Here is a 17,290-nt window from a genome sequence, read left to right on the forward strand (position 1 = left end):
GTCGGCGGAATTCTGCGTGTAACCGAGGGACGGCGAAGAATCGGACGGGGGAAAGAAGCGACTCCTTCCACTGGCGCATCACCATCGGAAAATTGTTACGTGACAACTTCAGATCATCGCAGCCGATGACTTTATATACTGAATTTTTACACCCCCTCACCGAGGCGAATCTCCGATTCGCATACCCCCGAATACGAGTCCGCCAGCCTGGTCCGCAAGCCCTGCGCTCAATGACCAGCCAACATTCGGCAAAACGCCTATAATGATTGGGCAAATTGCCGAAGAGAGGTCAGGTCATGAGCACCATCGCTTTTCATCCGTCGGGCGTCGCTCATCCGCGTCAGGCCGAATTCACGATTCTCGAGCAGCTGCTGGCGATCCGCGTCCGGTCGGGCGCCGATCTGGCCGAGCTGGCGAGCGCGCGCGTCGACGTGTCGGTGATCGATCGACTGTCCGAGCGCGGGCTGAAATCGGACGAGCTGGCCTTCATCATTCCACGCCGCACGCTGAGCCATCGTCGCCAGGCGCACGAGCGCCTGTCGCCGGAAGAGTCGGACAAGGCGATCCGCCTCGCGCGCATCGTCGCGCAGGCGACGGCCACGTTCGGCGACCAGGACAAGGCGATGGCGTGGCTGCGCAACGGGCTCCAGCGCTTCGGCGGCCGCACGTCGCTCGACATGGCGAGCACCGAGCATGGTGCGCGGCTCGTCGAAGAGGCCCTCACGCAGATCGACGAGGGGTATTTCGCTTGACGACGCTGTGGCGGATCAGCAATTACGCCGATCTGAAAGGCATCGGCGGGTTGCGGGCCGGCGGGCGCTGGCACTTCGCCGGGCAGCCCGTCGTGTATCTCGCCGAGCATCCGGCGCTCGCGTTGCTCGAGACACTGGTTCATTTCGAAATCGCCACCGTCGCGCAATTGCCGAGCGGATACCAGTTGCTGCGTATCGAAGTGCCCGATTCGGTGGACGTCGCCGAAATCGCCGAAGGCGATGCGCCGGAGGACTGGCGAACGAACGTCGACTGGACCCGCAGCGCCGGCACCGAGTGGCTGCACACGCAGCCGAGCGCGCTGCTGCGCGTGCCGAGCGTCGTCGTGCCGCACGCCCACAATTTCCTGTTGAATCCGCTGCATCCGGCCGCGTCCGACATCCGCATCGCGGAGGTGATGCAAGCGCCGTACGACACGCGGATTCTGCGGCTGGTCCAGTCGAAGCCGGGCGAATAGGGAACCGAGGGAACACGGCTCGCGCCGGCGGCGCGCGATCAGCGTTCGTGGGCAGCGCGATCCGCGGCCGCATCGGGTGGCAGCGTCTGCCGAATGCGCGTGACCGTCCGCATGCTGGCGAGACCGAGCATCGCGGTGACATCGGCATGCGCGTGGCCCGCGAGCAACTGGCGGCGCGCATACGTATTGCGCAGCACGCGCGGGCTCATGTCCGATGCGTGAAAGCCGATCGCGTTCAGCGCGTCGCGTACCACGATCAGCAGGAACATGTCGTTCATCGCGCCACCGCGCGGCGCGGGAAACAGCAGTGCCGATGGCGGTGTGTCTATCGAGCGCGTGCGCCATGCGGCAAGCGGCGCCAGCGCGAACTCGGCGAGTTCGATTCGGCGCGCCGGCCGTGCGCGATCGCGCGGCACCGACAACACCGGCGGCCGCGCGTCGAGATCGGGTGCGTCATACGCCGCCGCGCGAATCTCGGCCGACGTGATGCCGCTCGCGAGCAGCAGCGCGACGATCGCGCGATTGCGGCAATCGGCCAAGGTGTCGTCTGGTCGGGGCTGTACATGGCGCTGCAGCGCCGCGTCGGCATCGGGCGGCAAGTAGCACGGCTCCGGCTCGCCGTCCGGCCATGCGAGATCGCGTGTCGAACGGCCGGCCGGATGGAGCGTCCGCACACCCGCGTCGACCAGATGCCGGCCCAGTCGGTCGATCAGCTTCGCATAACGCACGCGCGTCGACGTGCCGGGCGCGCAGGTGCGTTCGAGTTCGACCAGGAAGGCCGCGACGTGGTCGGGCCCGAACGTGGCGAGCGACACGCGCTGTGCGCTCAGGTGGCGCAGGAATCGCTCGAACATCGCGACATGCTGCACGACCGAACGCGGCGCGAACGGCCGGCGGCCGGCGCCGGTCGCGGCCGTTTCCTGCCATGCGCGAAACGCGCCGACGGGGTCGTGAATCCAGCGATTCGTGTCCATCCTCGCTTTATAGCCGGACGCAGTGACGTCGGCAATCGTTCCGATGTCTGGTCGGCCGGCGCGCGACGAAGCCGGCGCGTCGGTGCGCGGTGCGCGTGTCGTCGACGCATCGTCGTTCATCGTCAGATCAACGAGCACGAGCAGCAGCGTCGAGCGCTGCGCAGCGTGAGCGTGCCGCTGCCTTTATGCGTCGCGCGAAGGCGCCGCAGCCGCCTCCGCGTGCGCTTGGCCACTCAGCCGCGCAAGCGCGGCGAACGCCAGTTGCGTCGCAATGGCCGCGAGCGTGCCGGCCGCCATGCCGTTGCCGAGCACGATCTGAACGGGCGCGCCGAAATGGCGATACAGGTTCGGCACCAGGATCGGCGCGAGCCCGACCACCAGTGCGGCCGCGAGCGTGTACTGGTTCGCGCGCGCATGCAGGTCGACGCTCGCGAGCAGCCGGATGCCCATCACGCCGATCATCGCGAATACGACCAGCGCGGTGCCGCCGACCACGGCGGCCGGGATCGCGTACGCGAGCCGCGCAAGCGGTGCGAACAGCGCGATGACGATCAGGATCCCGCCGGCGGCCGCCGTCACGTAGCGCGAGCGTACGCCGGTCGTCTGCACGACGCCGATGTTCTCGGCGCTCGTCACGATCAGCGGCGTGCCGAACAGCGCGCCGGCCAGCGATGCGAGCGCGTCGCCGCGTATCGTCTTCGGCACGTCGCGCTGGAGCGAGATCGCCTTGCCGCATGTTTCGCCGACGGCGACCGTCTGTGCGGTGGCCTCGGCCATCGAGATCGCGGTGAAAATCAGCAGCGGCAGCGCGGCCAGCACGTCGAAGCGCGGCATCCCGAACGGCAGCCACACCGGATGCGTGAACAGCGGCCCATGCCATACGTCGGCGAGTGCCGGCATCGCGCCGAGCGCCCAGCCGAGCGTCGCGCCGACCATCAGCCCGATCAACACCGCGAGGCGCCCGGCCGTGCCGCGGAATGCGCCCGCGACGACGACGGTGGCGACGATCGTCGCGAGCGCGAGCCCGAGGGCGCGCGGCTGTGCGAAGTCGGCCGAACCGGGCTGGCCGACGACGATCGTCGCGTAGATCCGGATCAGGTTGATCGACACGAGCAACAGCATCGCGCCGACGACGATGCGCGGAAAGAGCCGCAGGCAGCGCGTGAAGACGGGCAGCAGCACCCAGTAGAACGCGCTGGCGAGCAGGGCCGCGCCGGCCGCGGTCGGCAGGCCCGATTGCGCGGCGATGCCCGCGAACAGCATCGTCGGTGCGCCGCCGGGCACCATCACGAATGGCATGCGCGCACCGATCGGGCCGGCGCCGAGCGATTGGAGCAGCGTGCCGATACCGCACGCGAAGAACGTCGCGCCGATCAACTGGACCGTCAGGTCGGCCGGCAGCGCGAGCACTTTCGCGATCAGGAACACGGCCGTGATCGGCGACGCGGCCATCGACAGTACGTGCTGCAGCCCGAACAGCGCGAGCTGCCACGCGGGCAGCCGGGCATCGACGGGCGGGGAGATCGGATCGTGCGACACGGCAGGCCCCTCGGAAGCGAACGGCGACGATGGCAGGAAACCGGCGGTGAACGGAAGCTCAGGTTCGTAGCCAGGGCAATTGCGCGGCGCTGTAGCGGAACGTCTGGAACACGCTGTTCAACTGGCCGGGGCCTGTCTTGCGCGCCGCTTCGTCCGGGTATTCGTCGAACCACGGGATCACGTATTCCCAGACGACCTCGCCGGCCGGCGTCACTTCGAACAGTCGGCCCGTCGACGATTCGGTGACGTGCGTGTTGCCGTTCGGCAAGCGCTGCGCGTTGCCCATGAACGGCGTGTAGAACAGGTTCACGACGTCGTCCGCGTACGACCACACGACGCGCTGCGTCGCCGGATCGATTTCCACGACACGCGAGAACACGACATGCGCACCATGGCGGAAATTGCCGTTGTCGAACGCGAGGATGTGGCCGTTCGCCAGCGGCACCGGCGCATGCTGGTGCGACACGACGTCGGGCCCGATGTGCAGGTCGACGCGGCCGGTTGCGCGGTTCACGCCGATGATCCCCGACGTCGTGCGCAGGCTCATCAGCACGCGGCCGTTCGCATCGACCGCGAGACCGTTGACGAGCGGCCAGTGATAGCGGCCGAAACCTGCAGCGATCGGAAAATCCTCCGGCCGAAGATGGTCGCGCGCGTGCCATTCCCAGACGATCTGGCCGGCGCGGTTCACTTCGCGGATCACGTCCGTGTACATCACCTCGTCGTCGCCATGCGCGGTGCCGCCCGGTACGCGCCGCGCGAACGCCGCGTCGACCGGTTCGCACGCGGCGTACAGCAGGTTGCCGTTCGGCAGCCACTGCGCGTCGTGGTGATGCGCGGGATCCTCGTAGCGCCACACGGTTTCTCCCTGCGGGGTGACCTCGTAGAAGTCGCCGCCATGCCACATCGACCATGGCGCATAGCGCGATTCGGAGTGAGGATGATTGCCGTTGTAGCCGAGATTGCCGTTCGCGAGGATGACCGCGTGGCGGCCGGGGCGCACGGGCATCTTCCACTGGTGGACGACTTCGCCGTCGATGCCGACGAGATAGACGTTGCCGTCGGCCGTCTGCGGGGCGATGAGCGTATAGCCGCCCGCGGACAGCGCGGGGTCGTGGGCGATGAGGCCGACGCCGCGGCGGCGCTGGGTAATCTGGTCGACGGTCGTCACTGCGGTCTCCATTCGAATCGGATACGGGGATGCAGCGGAATCTAGACGATTCGTCCGGTCAGTAAAATCGGATTATTCTTGACGGCCTGTTCGGAAAAATCTAACGGACCCTTCATGCGTTCGATATCGCAGACATTCCGCTGTTTCGACGAAGTCGCGCGGCGCGGCTCGATTCGCAAGGCGGCCGATGCGCTGCACCTGACTGCCGCGGCGGTGCACCAGCAGATCCGCAATCTCGAAGAGCAGGTCGGCGTGCCGCTGTTCGACCGGCTGCCGCGCGGCATGCAGCTGACGCTCGCCGGCGAAATCGTGATCGCGGCCGTGCGGCGCGGCCAGCGCGACTTCGACAACGCGCTGACGCAGGTCGAGGATCTACGCGCGCTGCGGCGGGGGCACGTGAATCTCGCGGTGCCCGCGTCAACGGCGGAAAAGCTCGTGCCCGACGCGATTCTCGCCGCGATGCAGCGTTATCCGGGCGTCACGTACAGCGTGCGCTCGGGTAACGGCGAGAGCATCGTACGCTGGGTCGAGACGGGCGAGGTGGACATCGGTTATGCGCTGCGCCGGCGCAGCGCGGCGGGCGTCGTCGAGGTGCGCGCGTTCGCGCAGCCGCTGGGTGTCGTCACGGCGCCCGGCCATCCGCTGGCGTCGACGGGCGGCAAGGTGCGGATGCGCGACTGCTTCGCGCATCCGCTGATCCTGATGACGCCCGACACGGAGCTGCGCGCGATGTTCGACCAGATCGATGCGCGGCAGCCGCGCAGCGTGCGGCCGCTCGTCGAAACCGGTTCGGTGTCGATGGTGCGGCGCCTCGTGGCCGAAGGCGCCGGCGTCGGCTTCCTGATCGCCGAAAACGTCGCGGACGACGTGGCCGCCGGCCGGCTCGCCTGGACACCGCTGGCCGATGCGGGCGCGCGCTCGTTCAGCTGTATCTACCAGCGGGCGGACATGAGCGCGACGGTCGCGATGACGATGTTTCTCGCGTTCTTTTCGGAGGCGATCGACGCGATGGAGCGCGGGTTCGCGCGCGGCGGGCAGACGGCCGGCACGCGTCGCCGGGCGAAAAGATGACGACGTCACGATGCGGGTGCATCTGCGTATCGCCATGCGATGCAATGCAGCAAGCAACCCCGCGTGCCGGTTCGGTGACGTAGCGCACACGACGTCCGCTGCATGACGCCATTTCCTTATTGCGGAAAAATTTTTGTTCATGGGATTATCGAACGCGTTGCCCATGCGCCGAGGGGCGCAGGCAGCGGGATGTCCACCACAACGACCTACAAGAACATCGGCATACCATGAACAGAACAGCGATCTTTCCGTATGCGTCCGCGTTGCTGGCGGCTGCCCTGCTGACCGCCTGCGGCGGCGACGTCGAGAACGAGGCGAGCCGCACGACGACGCCTTCCACCGATGCGAGCTGCCTCGCGCTCGACAACAGCGGCGCGACGGTCGTGGTGGGCTCGAACCAGCCGGGCGACCCGTCGTTGCCCGAAGCATCGTCGGGCTATCGCACCGGGATGAAGCCCGTCTATGCGAAAACCTACCTGGTGGCCACGTCGAACGCGTACGCGAGCGCGGCCGGTTGCGCGGTTCTGAAGAAGGGCGGCACGGCCGCCGACGCGGCGGTCGCCGTGCAGGCCGTGCTCGGCCTGACCGTCCCCGAGGCGACGGGTCTCGGGTCGGGCGGCGTGCTGCTCTACTACGATGCGCGCGGCAAGACGCTGCAGGCATACGACGGCCGCGAAACCGCGCCGGCCGCCGCGACGGAGAACTACCTGCGCTATGTCGATGACGCCGCCGATCATTCGGCGCCGCAGCCGAACGCGCGCGCGAGCGGCCGTTCGATCGGCACGATCGGCGTGCCGCGGCTCATCGAGGCGCTGCAACAGGATCACGGCCGCTTGCCGTGGCAGAGCCTGTTCGGCGATGCGATCACGCTGGCGACCAACGGTTTCCCGATCGGCGGCCGGCTCGCCGACGCGATCGCGGCGAACGCCGCGAACCTGAAGCGGGACCCCGAAGCCGCCGCGTATTTCCTGAACGCCGACGGTTCGCCGAAGCCGCTCGGCACCGTACTGAAGAATCCCGCCTACGCGCGCACGCTGTCGCTGATGGCGCAGTCCGGCGCGAATGCGCTGTACACGGGGCAGATCGCGCAGGACATCGTCGCGAAGATCGCGGTGACGAAGGGCGCGGACGGCTCGACGCTCACGCCGGGCAAGACGACCGTCGCGGATCTCGCCGCCTATCAGGCGAAGCGCCGCGAACCGGTGTGCACGACTTATCGCAGTTACTGGGTCTGCGGGATGCCGCCGCCGTCGTCGGGCGGCATCGCGGTCGCATCGGCGCTCGGCATTCTCGAGAATTACGACCTGAAGTCGCTGAAGCCGACGGCGATCGATCTCGAAGGCGGCAAGCCGACGGTGGCGGGCGTGCACCTCATCACCGAGGCCGAACGGCTCGCGTATGCCGATCGCGACAAGTACGTGGCCGATACCGACTTCGTGCCGCTGCCGGGCGGCACGTGGGACACGCTGCTGAACAAGCCGTACCTGAAATCGCGCGCGGCGCTGATCGACACGACCAAAAGCATGGGCACCGCGCAGCCCGGCAACCTCGGCGCGGTGCCGCTCGGCGTCGACACGACGCTGATCGAGCACGGCACGAACCAGTTCACGATCGTGGACGGCGACGGCAACGTGCTGAGCGCGACGACGACGGTCGAGTCGAGCATGGGCTCGTTCCACATGACTAACGGCTTCCTGCTGAACAACCAGTTGACCGACTTTTCCGCGAACCCGCTCGACACGTCCGGCAATCCGGTGGCGAACCGCCTGCAGCCGGGCAAGCGGCCGCGCAGCTCGATGGCGCCGACGATCGTGTTCGGGCAGGCCGCCGACGGCTCGCGCGGCGACTTCGTGATGGCGACTGGTTCGCCGGGCGGCGGCACGATTCCGCAATACGTGGTCAAGACGCTGGTCGGCGCGCTCGACTGGGGGCTCGACGCGCAGCAGTCGGCGGGGCTCGTCGACTTCGGCGCGAGCAACAGCCCGACGACCACGATCGGCGGCGAGCATCCGAACGTCAACGCGGCGAACAACGGGGCGAACGATCCGCTGATCACGGGGCTGCTCGCGCTCGGACACAAGGTGTCGACGTCCGCGCAGGCGAGCGGCGTCAACACGGTGATGCGCGTGACGGTCGGCCAGTCGCCGGCGTTGCAGGGCGGCACCGATCCGCGTCGCGAAGGCGTCGTGCTCGGCGATACGTTCCGGCCGTAACCGGGCGGCATGTGCACGGCCCCGGTCCGCTCGTTGGCGGCCGGGGCCGTGCATCGTGACGATGCCGAATCGACGGCCGGGCAATCCCCATCCTTTGGAATGCAGATCAAAGCGGCCGGCTCGTCAGTCGGCCGTTTCGTTGGTCGGCTTCCCCGATACATGACGATCGCGCGAATCGCCGGCGTGAAGCAGCCGAGCGCCCCGGTTCATGATTCACCCCGTCCGTTGTCGAATATAGCGTTCACCCCGCCGCACGTCCCCGATTGTCAAACAGTGTGAGTCAATCGTCAGCATTTGCAACGGAAGTAACAGTCCCCGCAATTCGATCGTTTTGCGCGCCGGTGCCGCTACATTAGCTCCACCTGCCGCATGTCGCGGCAAGGCATGCGACAAGCCGCACGAAGGCGGCCCGCAGCAACAACGTCTTTGGGGAGAATGACCATGAACAAGATTCGTACGATTCTGCTGGGTGCCGCTCTGACGGCGATGGCGACGTCGGCTGCATTTGCACAGACGGCCCAGACCGGTGCGCAGGGTTCCGCAGGTGTTGGCGCTCAGGTCCAGACGCCGCTGCTCGGCGGCGGCGTGGGCGTGCAGGCCGGCGCCGGCGCGAATGCGGCAGGCTCGGGTTCGGGCGCGGGCAATGTCGTCGGCGGCGCGCTGAACGGCGTCGGCAAGACGGTCGGCGGCGTCGGCTCGGCAGCCGGCACGGCGGTGGGCGGTGCGACGCAGGCGGTCGGTTCGGCAGCCGGCGCGACGAAGGATGCGGCGGCATCGGCCGTGCACGCGACGAAGTCGCACGTGAAGCACGTCGCGGCCTCGGCGAAGAGCCATGCACAAGGCGCGATGTCGACCGCGGGCGACGTCGCGGGCGGCGCGAAGGCGAAGGCCGGCGAAGCGCTCGAAGGCGCGACGAACTCGGTTCAGGGCGGCGCATCGGTCGGCTTGAAGGGTTCGGCGTCGGCGCAAGGCGGCGCGCTGTAATAAGCAGCACGGATCCCGTCACGGCCCGGCCCGCTTCGATGCGGGCCGGGTTTTTCTATTGGGGAACGCGATGCGTCGTGCATGGTGCCTCATGTCGAAACACGGGAAGAGGAATGTATCGATATTGATTAGGATCACAAATAACAGGCTGCCGACCGACTGAGCTTGACGCCAAAAGGACGCGACTGTCGGGCAGGGGCAAGCTGGCCGGCTTGGACGGACGAAGATGGAACGAATGCAGTATCCGGGTTACTGAGCTGCGCATCGCAGCGTCGTCCAGTTCGTCCTCAAGCTTGTCGGTTCTCTACCCGTTTCGGGGAAGCCGAACTCATCCCAGTCGTTTCGTATTGGCTCCGGAGATTCCGAGCGCGCATGCGCGCTGTGCGATCTTCGCACTCGCCGCTCTGCCGCGCTCCGCGAAAGGAAGGATTGACCGCGTCCGCCTACTTTCCGATGACGTCGGCGTTCGCCGGCATGATCGCCATGTGACGTCTCGCGACAGGGTAGAAATGGCGATCACGAAATCTGGTTCGGGTTCCCTGATCGGGGAGGCGACCGGCCCATTGCCCACGCGCCATGCTTAAATAGCAGGGCTCGCGACAGCCGGCCGCCGCGACGGCCTCGCCGGTCGCCCGACCGCGCCTCGCTATCGCTCGCTCGCGCTGCGGCAAAATGGCGGTTCGCATCGGTATCGCGTGCTTCCCCGTCATCCGCACCGACCGAGGACGCATGTCGTCATCCGCTTTCAGGTACCATCCCGAGCCGCTTGCAACGGGCGGCGCGATCCGGTCCGGTACGTGTCGCATGTGCGGCGGCAAGCTTGCGGCTCCCGGGACGACGCTTGACGGCACGGGCCCGTGCGAGCGGCGTCGCCCCTTCGCCATGAAACAGAGGAACCTTCGTGAAGTTCATCCACGCGGCAGACATTCACCTTGACAGCCCGTTGCACGGCCTGAGTGCGTATCCCGACGCACCGGCCGCGCAGTTGCGCAACGCGTCGCGCGAGGCGCTGCGGCAACTCGTGGATCGTGCGATCGAAGAAGAAGTCGCGTTCCTCGTGATTGCAGGCGACCTGTACGACGGCGACTGGAAGGATCACAACACGGGCATCTTCTTCGGCCAGCAGATGGGGCGCCTGCGCAAGGCCGGCATCCGCGCGTTCGTGCTCGGCGGCAACCACGATGCCGAAAGCGAGATGACGAAGAAGCTGACGCTGCCCGACAACGTTACCGTGTTCGGCCACCGCAAGCCGGAAACCTTCAGGCTGCCTGAATTCGACGTCGCGCTGCACGGGCAGAGCTTCAAGGACAAGGCGGTCGTCGACAATCTCGCCGTCGGCTATCCGGACCCGGTGCCCGGCCACTACAACATCGGCGTGCTGCATACCGCGCTCGAAGGGTATGCGGCGCACGCGAACTACGCGCCGTGCACGCTGGCCGAACTGCACGCGAAAGGCTACGACTACTGGGCGCTCGGCCACGTGCATGAATTCCAGCAATGGACGGGTTCGTCCACCGTCGTGTTTCCCGGCAACCTGCAAGGGCGCCATATCCGCGAGACGGGCCGGCGCGGCGCGGTGCTCGTGACGGTCGAGCAAGGCAAGACGCAGGTCGAGCGCCTGTATCTCGACGTGCTGCGCTGGGAAGCCGTGTCGGTCGATGCGTCCGATTGCCTGTCGGTGGCCGATCTGTCGCGAAAGATCGGCCAGTCGCTGGAGGCGCTGTTGACCGTCGACGGCCACGTGCCCCGCGCGGTGCGCGTCACCGTCATCGGGCGCACGCCCGCGCACGGCCTCTTTTTCGGCCGCGCGCCGCAGTTGCGTGCCGAGGTGCTGAACCAGATCGGCATCATCGGCAACGAGCGGCTGTGGCTCGAGAAGGTTCGGCTCGCGACGTCCGCCGCCGATCAGCAGCCGGGCGAAAGTGAACCGCTCGAGGCACTGGAGGACCTGAAGCAGATTCTGGCCGACGCCGCGCACGATCCGGATTTCCTCGCGCTGCTCGAACGCGACCTGAAGCCGTTCGTCGGCAAGGTCCGCAGCGACGTGAAGGAGGAAGTGCCGTTGCTGACGATGGCGCGCGCGGGCGAGCTGACGGCGCTGGTGGAGCAGGTCGGGCCCGCGTTGCTGGCGCGGCTGGCGAGGGGGGAGTAAGCGATGCGTATCGGCCAGCTCGATCTGATCAAGTACGGCAAGTTCACCGACGAGACGCTGCGTTTCCCGTCGGCCAGCGAGGATTTCCATGTGATCGTCGGGCCGAACGAGGCCGGCAAGTCGACGATCCGCACGGCCGTGTCCGAGTTGCTGTTCGGGATGAAGCTGCAGACGCCGCTCGATTTCCTGCACAGCACGCCCGAGTTGCGGATCGGCGGCGTGCTGGAGAGCGGCACGGGCGAACTCGCGTTCCACCGTGCGCGCGGGCGCAGTCCGTTGCGCACGCCCGCCGACGACAAGCTGCCCGACGACTATCTGGCGGCGGTCCTCGACGGCGCGACGCGCGAGTTCTTCGAGCAGATGTTCGGGCTCGATCACGGGCGGCTCGTCGATGGCGGCCGCAGCATTCTCGACGCATCGGACAAGCTCGGCCAGGTGCTGTTCGAATCGGCGGCCGGGGTCGGCAGCCTCGGGCCGGTGCGCGAGGAGCTCGACGCGCGCGCACTCGAATTGTGGGCGCCGCGTCGCAGCGGTAGCACGTTTGCGCTGGCCGAAACGGCGTTCAACGAAGCCGTGACCGAACTGAAGACGGTCCAGGTGCGCACGCGCGACTGGGTCGATCGCAAGGACGCGCGCGAAGCCGTCGAGCAGCAGATCGAGCAGGCGCGCGCGGAACAGCGCCGGCTCGAAGCGCTGCGCTCGAAGCTCGAACGCGTGCGTCGGCTCGCGCCGTACCTGAAGGAGCTGACGGTCAAGGACGCGGCGCTGGCCGAACTGGGCGCGGTCGTCGAGTTGCCGCCGACCGCGTATGCGGATCTGCTGAAGGCGCAGGGCGATCTCGCGGCCGAGCAGAAGGTGCTCGAGGAACGGCGCGCCGACCTGATCGCGAAGCGGCAGGCACGCGATACGATCGACGCGGATGCCGACACGCTGGCGCTCGAAGCCGATATCGAGGCGCTCGATCGGCTGCGCGGTGCATGCATGAATCACGCGCAGGATCTGCTGCTGCTCGGCACGGACGTCGAGCGGCACCTGTCCGCCGCGTTGTCGGCGGCCGCGCAGCTCGGCTGGCCGACGGACGAAGCGTCGCTGCGCGCCGCGTTGCCGACGGCGCTGTCGCTGCAGACCGTCGCGAACCTGCTGCGCGAACATGGCGCGCTGCACCAGGCGCTCGCCGGTGCACGCGAATCGCTCGACGAGCGCACGCGCGAACTGGCGCAGGTCCGGGAACAACAGGCGCGCCTGTCGACCGTCGACGTGCCGGAAGCGTTGCGCGCGGCGCTCGCCGACGCGCAGGGCTTTCGCAACAGCGGCCCGCGCGAGCAGGCGCTGGCGCACGAAATCGCGGCCGCCGAGCGCACGCTGTCCGGTGCGCTCGACGCGCTCGGCCAATGGCGCATGCCGGTCGACTCGCTGCGCGCGCTCGACGTACCGTCGGCGGCGCGGCTCGGCGCGCTGCTCAAGGAAGACAGCGAACGTGCCAGCGCGGCCGCTGCCGCGCGCGAGGCGCGCGATGGCGCACTCGAAGAACTCGAGCGGCTTCAACTGCAGGAGAAGCATTTCGCGGAGAACCACAAGGTCGTCACGACCGCCGACGTGCTGGCGGCGCGCGCGCGTCGCGACGGCGCGTGGGGCGAGATCCGCAGCGGCGCCGTCGATCTCGCAACGGGCGCACCGGCGGTCGACGACGCGATTCGCCTCGCCGACGAACTCGTCGATGCGCAACTCGGCGCGACCCAGGCCGCGGCGACGCTGCAGTCGCTGCGCCAGCAGGTCGAATCCGCGCGTGCGGGCGTGACGCGCCGGCAGGCGGCGCTGGACGAACGCGAGCGCGAGCTCGCCGCCCATCGCGACGCCTGGGCCGCACTCGCGACGGCGGCCGCGGTGCCCGGCATGCCGCTCGCGGCGATGGGCGACTGGCTCGCGAAGCGTGATACGGTGTTCGCCGCGCAAGCCGATCTCGATCGTCAGCGCCGCGAATTCGACGCGATGCGTGCTGCCCGCGCCGGCGCCGAAGCTGCGCTGCGTGCGGCGCTGCTGACGGTATCGCGGGGTGGCGAGTCTGACGGACTGGCCGCGCTCGTCGCCATTGCCGAAACATTCGTCCAGTCGGCCGAGAAAGCGGCCGCACAGAGGGATAGCCTCGACGATCGTGCGCGGGAAGCCGAACGCGGATGTGCGACCGCGCAGTCGCGGGCCGGCCATGCACAGGCGGCTTACGATGCGTGGCAAGCGCAATGGCGTGACGCGCTGGCCGACGCGAAACTGTCCGAGAGCGCGACGACGCTGGCCGCGGCGGAAGGTGCGCTTGGGCTCGCGAATACGGTGACGGCCGAGCTGTCCGATGCCGATGCGCCGCGCAACCGGATCGCCGCGATCCGCGCGGAGCTGGCCGCGCTCGAGGCGGGCGCGCGGCGGCTTGCCGAAGCGCTCGCGCCGGCGTGGCTGGCGAGCGGCGACTGGCCTGACGTGGCGCGCCGGTTGACGATGCGCCTCGCCGCCGCCCGGGAAATCGCGCGTGCGATCGAGCGTGCCGACGAGGCCGTGCGGCAGGCCGACGGCAAGGTCGCGGACGCGGCTGCCGCGGTGGCCGGCGCCGATGCGCGCATCCAGCCGCTGTTGCAACTGGCCGGCGTCGCGTCGATCGACGCGGCGCTGCCGCTGGCCGAGCGTTCGGATCGCCAGCGCCAGCTACGTCAGGCGGTCGAGGCCGCGCACGAGGCGCTGGTGCGCGACGGCGACGGGCTTTCCCGGTCGGCCGTCGAGGCCGAGGTGGCGGAACAGGACATTGCCGACGTGCCGGCGCATCTCGAAGCGGTGAAGCAGTCGCTGGGCGATGTCGGCAAGCGGCTGAACGAGCTGGCGCAGCAGCAGGTTGTGGCCGAGCAGGCGTTCGGCGCGATCGACGGCCAGGCGAACGCGGCCGTCGCCGAGTCGAAACGCCAGGAGGCACTGGCGGCGATGGGCGATGCGGCCGAACAGTATCTGGAAGCGGCCACGGCGAGCCGCTTGCTGAAGTGGGCGACGGATCGCTACCGCGACCAGAAGCAGGGGCCGATGCTGCGGCGTGCGGGCGAGATTTTCGCCGGGCTCACGCTGGGTGAATTCGCGAAGCTGACCGTCGATACCGAACGGACGCCGCCCGCGCTGTATGCACGGCGTACGAGGGGAACGTCGGTCGAGGTCGCCGGGCTGAGCGAAGGGACGCGCGATCAGCTGTTCCTCGCGCTGCGGATCGCGGCGCTGGAGTTGCAGCTCGGCAGTCGCACGGCGCTGCCGTTCGTCGCCGACGACCTGTTCATCAATTTCGACGATGCGCGCGCGAAGGCGGGGCTCGACGCGCTGCGCGATCTGTCGACGCGCACTCAGGTGCTGTTCCTGACGCACCACGACCACCTGCTGCCGCTCGTGAGGGACGTCTTCGGCGCGCGGGTCAACGTGGTCGAGTTGCAGCGCGCGCCGGCCGGCACGTGATGCAGGGGTACGCCGGGATGCCGGCGCACGGGAAGGGTCATCGCGTACAGGTAGTATGAGCGGTTCCGAAACGCATGCGGCCGGTTCAACGGCCGCGGGTCTGGCCACACGAGGGGTGAATATGAAGAAGCTGGTAGCCGCGATTGCGTTCGCGGCGGACAAGCATCGCAATCAACGACGCAAGGATGAGGAGGCGTCGCCGTACATCAATCATCCGATCGCGCTCGCCGACGTACTGGCCAACGAGGCCGGCGTCGAGGACGAACGCGTGATCGTCGCGGCCGTGTTGCACGACACGGTCGAGGATACGGAGACGACCGAGCAGGAGTTGCTGAGGCTGTTCGGCAAGGACGTGGCGGACATCGTGATGGAAGTCACCGACGACAAGTCGCTGCCGAAGGACGAGCGCAAGCGTCTGCAGGTCGAGCACGCGGCCACCATCAGCCGGCGCGCGAAGCTCGTGAAGCTGGCCGACAAGATCTGCAACCTGCGCGACATCGCCCGACATCCGCCCGCGGACTGGCCGCTCGAACGCAAGCAGGCGTATTTCGACTGGGCGAAGTCGGTGGTCGACCCGATGCGCGGCGTCCATCCCGGTCTCGAGGCGATCTTCGATACCGCGTACGCCGCACGGCCGGCGGACTGAGGCACGCACGTGCGATCGGCCCGATTCGCCGCGCGAGAACCGGCCGCCGTGGCGGGTGTCGATGTCGGCGGCGACAGGAAGCTGTGCGATCTCGTGATCCTGCGTGGCTCGACGGTCGTCTGCCGGGAAGCGCGGATCGCGCCGGAATCGTTGCCGTCACTGTGTCTCGCCCATGATGTCGTGGCCGTTGGCGTCGACGCACCGAGCCTGTGGTGGACCGGGAGCGGCCGCCGCGCGGCCGAACAGGCGCTCGCCCGCGAACGAATCTCGTGCTTTCCGACACCGTCGCGGGAGCAGGCCATCGCGAGCACGTCGGGCTTCTTCGACTGGATGTTCATGGGGGAGCGCGTCTACCGCGCGCTCGCGCACGCCTATCCGTTGCTGACCGGCGCGCGCTACGCGGGCGGGCGTGCGAGCTTCGAGACCTATCCTTATGCGATTACCTGCGCGATGCTGGGCAAGGCCGTGGCGTCTGCGAAGCAGAAGCGCAACCAGCGCCGGCAATTGCTGGAGCGGCTGGGTATCGACGTATCGACGCTGCGCTCCGTCGATGCGCGGGACGCGACCCTGTGCGCGTTGACGGCGCAATACGTGATCGACGGGAACGCGCATGCGTATGGCGATACGGTGGGCGGATACATCCGCGTGCCGATGATGAGCGAGACGATCGTGCTGGATTCGCCGTAGAGGCGACGTGCGGCTCCGCGCATGGTGGCGGTCGCAGGACGGCCGCTTCGGGCTGGAGCATGCGGCAGGCCCGGAAACGAAGATCGTCAGCCGGCGGTTGTCGGCGGGCACGACGTGAGGCCGGTGCACCGCGCGATTCGGTGAGCCTGTTCAATCCTCGAGGATGGATTTCGGCACGCTGGACAGGTCGCAGGCTTGTGCATGCTCGAAGTAGCTTTCCGCATCGTCGACCATCACGACCGCGACGTCGATCAGCTCGTCCAGCCGTTGCAGCAGCGATTCCCGCCACTCGATGTCCTCGTCGCGCTCGGGTGTCTTGTCCAGTTGCTCGATGATCGAGTCGGCCGTCTGCAGGAATGGAATGGCCTGCTGATAGTTTTCGATCGAGACCAGCGCCGCATTGCGTGCGCCGACGAGCCGCTCGCGATGCGTGTCCGCCAGTTCGGATTCGCCGCTGATGCGCGGCAGCATATCCGAGATGCGTTGCAGAAGCGGCGGGACCTGTTCTTCCAGCAGGATCGCACGCTCGCGCAGGGCGGCATATTCGTCGCGAAGGTCGGTGTCGCCGGGTTGAGTCGTGCTGTCCATCATCGGTATGCGTGCGTGGTTCGGTCGCGGCATGATACTCGACCGCACCAGGTTCCTTGCCCGTTTCGCGTTCTCTTACATAGGGAACGAGATGTGTTCGTCATATCTTTGGCGGGCTGCGCGCGTTGCGTTTCACGGCCCGTCGCGCCCAAAGCCTCCGTGCGCGGCAGCGCACGGAGGCTTTTTCAAATTTTCTTCACAAAGGACTTGCGCGGATGGGGGTGGGTGCTTAGAATCACGCCTCTTTCGCGCTAACGGAAACGCGGCACGGGAGGAAGGGAAGTGGTGCTGTTGAGGTTCGGTGGTAACGAGCCTTGGCGGCGCAGGAAGAGAGCCCCGCAGTCGCAACGATGTAGGTAAAAAGTTGTTGACGAGCTGCGAAACACGGTTCATAATCTCGCTTCTCTGCTGCTGAAAACGCAGCGCTGCCGGGAAACTTCAGGTTTCTCGCAGAAATGCTCTTTAAAAATTAACAGCCGATAAGTGTGGGCGCTTGATGGAAGCGAGCTGATCCTCGGATCAGAAAGCGAAAGTATCAAGAGTCTCACACTAAAGTAAGTCAG

General features: G+C 67.7%; 13 protein-coding genes. 9 read left to right on the forward strand and 4 right to left on the reverse strand.

Going from position 1 to position 17,290, the window contains the following annotated elements:
- The first annotated feature begins 296 nt into the window (after positions 1-296).
- Complete coding sequence (locus HWX09_RS10210) at positions 297-752, forward strand: antitoxin Xre/MbcA/ParS toxin-binding domain-containing protein (protein ID WP_006480981.1); 456 nt, start codon at positions 297-299, stop codon at positions 750-752.
- The gene (locus HWX09_RS10215) at positions 749-1,228 is read left to right on the forward strand and encodes an RES family NAD+ phosphorylase (RefSeq protein ID WP_027786259.1); all 480 of its coding nucleotides are present in this window, start codon (positions 749-751) and stop codon (positions 1,226-1,228) included. The genes HWX09_RS10210 and HWX09_RS10215 overlap by 4 nt, the downstream gene beginning before the upstream one ends.
- A 38-nt stretch (positions 1,229-1,266) precedes the next feature.
- Here HWX09_RS10215 and HWX09_RS10220 read toward each other — a convergent pair whose 3' ends face one another.
- From HWX09_RS10220 to HWX09_RS10230, 3 genes are all read right to left on the reverse strand, one after another.
- Complete coding sequence (locus tag HWX09_RS10220) at positions 1,267-2,202, reverse strand: tyrosine-type recombinase/integrase (protein ID WP_027786258.1); 936 nt, start codon at positions 2,200-2,202, stop codon at positions 1,267-1,269.
- A 183-nt stretch (positions 2,203-2,385) separates the two neighbouring features.
- Entirely contained in the window at positions 2,386-3,741 is a 1,356-nt protein-coding gene (locus HWX09_RS10225) for a uracil-xanthine permease family protein (RefSeq protein ID WP_027786257.1), read from the reverse strand.
- A 58-nt stretch (positions 3,742-3,799) separates the two neighbouring features.
- Positions 3,800-4,924, reverse strand: coding sequence for an aryl-sulfate sulfotransferase (locus HWX09_RS10230; RefSeq protein WP_027786256.1), 1,125 nt, complete (start codon positions 4,922-4,924; stop codon positions 3,800-3,802).
- 102 nt (positions 4,925-5,026) lie between these two features.
- On the opposite strand from HWX09_RS10230, the gene HWX09_RS10235 reads away from it, so the two are divergent.
- The 7 genes from HWX09_RS10235 (at position 5,027) to HWX09_RS10265 (ending at position 16,139) form a co-directional block, all read left to right on the forward strand.
- Positions 5,027-5,983, forward strand: a complete 957-nt coding sequence (locus HWX09_RS10235; protein ID WP_027786255.1) for a LysR family transcriptional regulator — start codon at positions 5,027-5,029, stop codon at positions 5,981-5,983.
- A 227-nt stretch (positions 5,984-6,210) separates the two neighbouring features.
- Positions 6,211-8,196 (forward strand): gamma-glutamyltransferase family protein, encoded by a 1,986-nt coding sequence (locus HWX09_RS10240; protein WP_027786254.1) that lies wholly within the window; start codon positions 6,211-6,213, stop codon positions 8,194-8,196.
- A gap of 441 nt (positions 8,197-8,637) precedes the next feature.
- A complete protein-coding gene (locus HWX09_RS10245) occupies positions 8,638-9,180 on the forward strand; it encodes a hypothetical protein (protein WP_027786253.1) in 543 nt (180 codons plus the stop codon).
- A gap of 901 nt (positions 9,181-10,081) precedes the next feature.
- Positions 10,082-11,332 (forward strand): DNA repair exonuclease, encoded by a 1,251-nt coding sequence (locus HWX09_RS10250; RefSeq protein WP_027786252.1) that lies wholly within the window; start codon positions 10,082-10,084, stop codon positions 11,330-11,332.
- Between the two features lie 3 nt (positions 11,333-11,335).
- The gene (locus HWX09_RS10255) at positions 11,336-14,806 is read left to right on the forward strand and encodes a YhaN family protein (protein ID WP_027786251.1); all 3,471 of its coding nucleotides are present in this window, start codon (positions 11,336-11,338) and stop codon (positions 14,804-14,806) included.
- A gap of 121 nt (positions 14,807-14,927) precedes the next feature.
- The gene (locus HWX09_RS10260) at positions 14,928-15,452 is read left to right on the forward strand and encodes an HD domain-containing protein (protein WP_027786250.1); all 525 of its coding nucleotides are present in this window, start codon (positions 14,928-14,930) and stop codon (positions 15,450-15,452) included.
- 9 nt (positions 15,453-15,461) lie between these two features.
- The gene (locus HWX09_RS10265; protein ID WP_027786249.1) at positions 15,462-16,139 is read left to right on the forward strand and encodes a DUF429 domain-containing protein; all 678 of its coding nucleotides are present in this window, start codon (positions 15,462-15,464) and stop codon (positions 16,137-16,139) included.
- A 150-nt stretch (positions 16,140-16,289) separates the two neighbouring features.
- On the opposite strand, the gene HWX09_RS10270 is transcribed toward HWX09_RS10265, so the two are convergent.
- On the reverse strand, positions 16,290-16,727 hold the full coding sequence (locus HWX09_RS10270) for a hypothetical protein (RefSeq protein WP_027786248.1): 438 nt from the start codon (positions 16,725-16,727) through the stop codon (positions 16,290-16,292).
- Between the last annotated feature and the right edge of the window lie 563 nt (positions 16,728-17,290).

Source organism: Burkholderia sp. BCC1208 (assembly GCF_902833095.1).
In the GTDB taxonomy this organism is placed as follows: Bacteria; Pseudomonadota; Gammaproteobacteria; order Burkholderiales; family Burkholderiaceae; genus Burkholderia.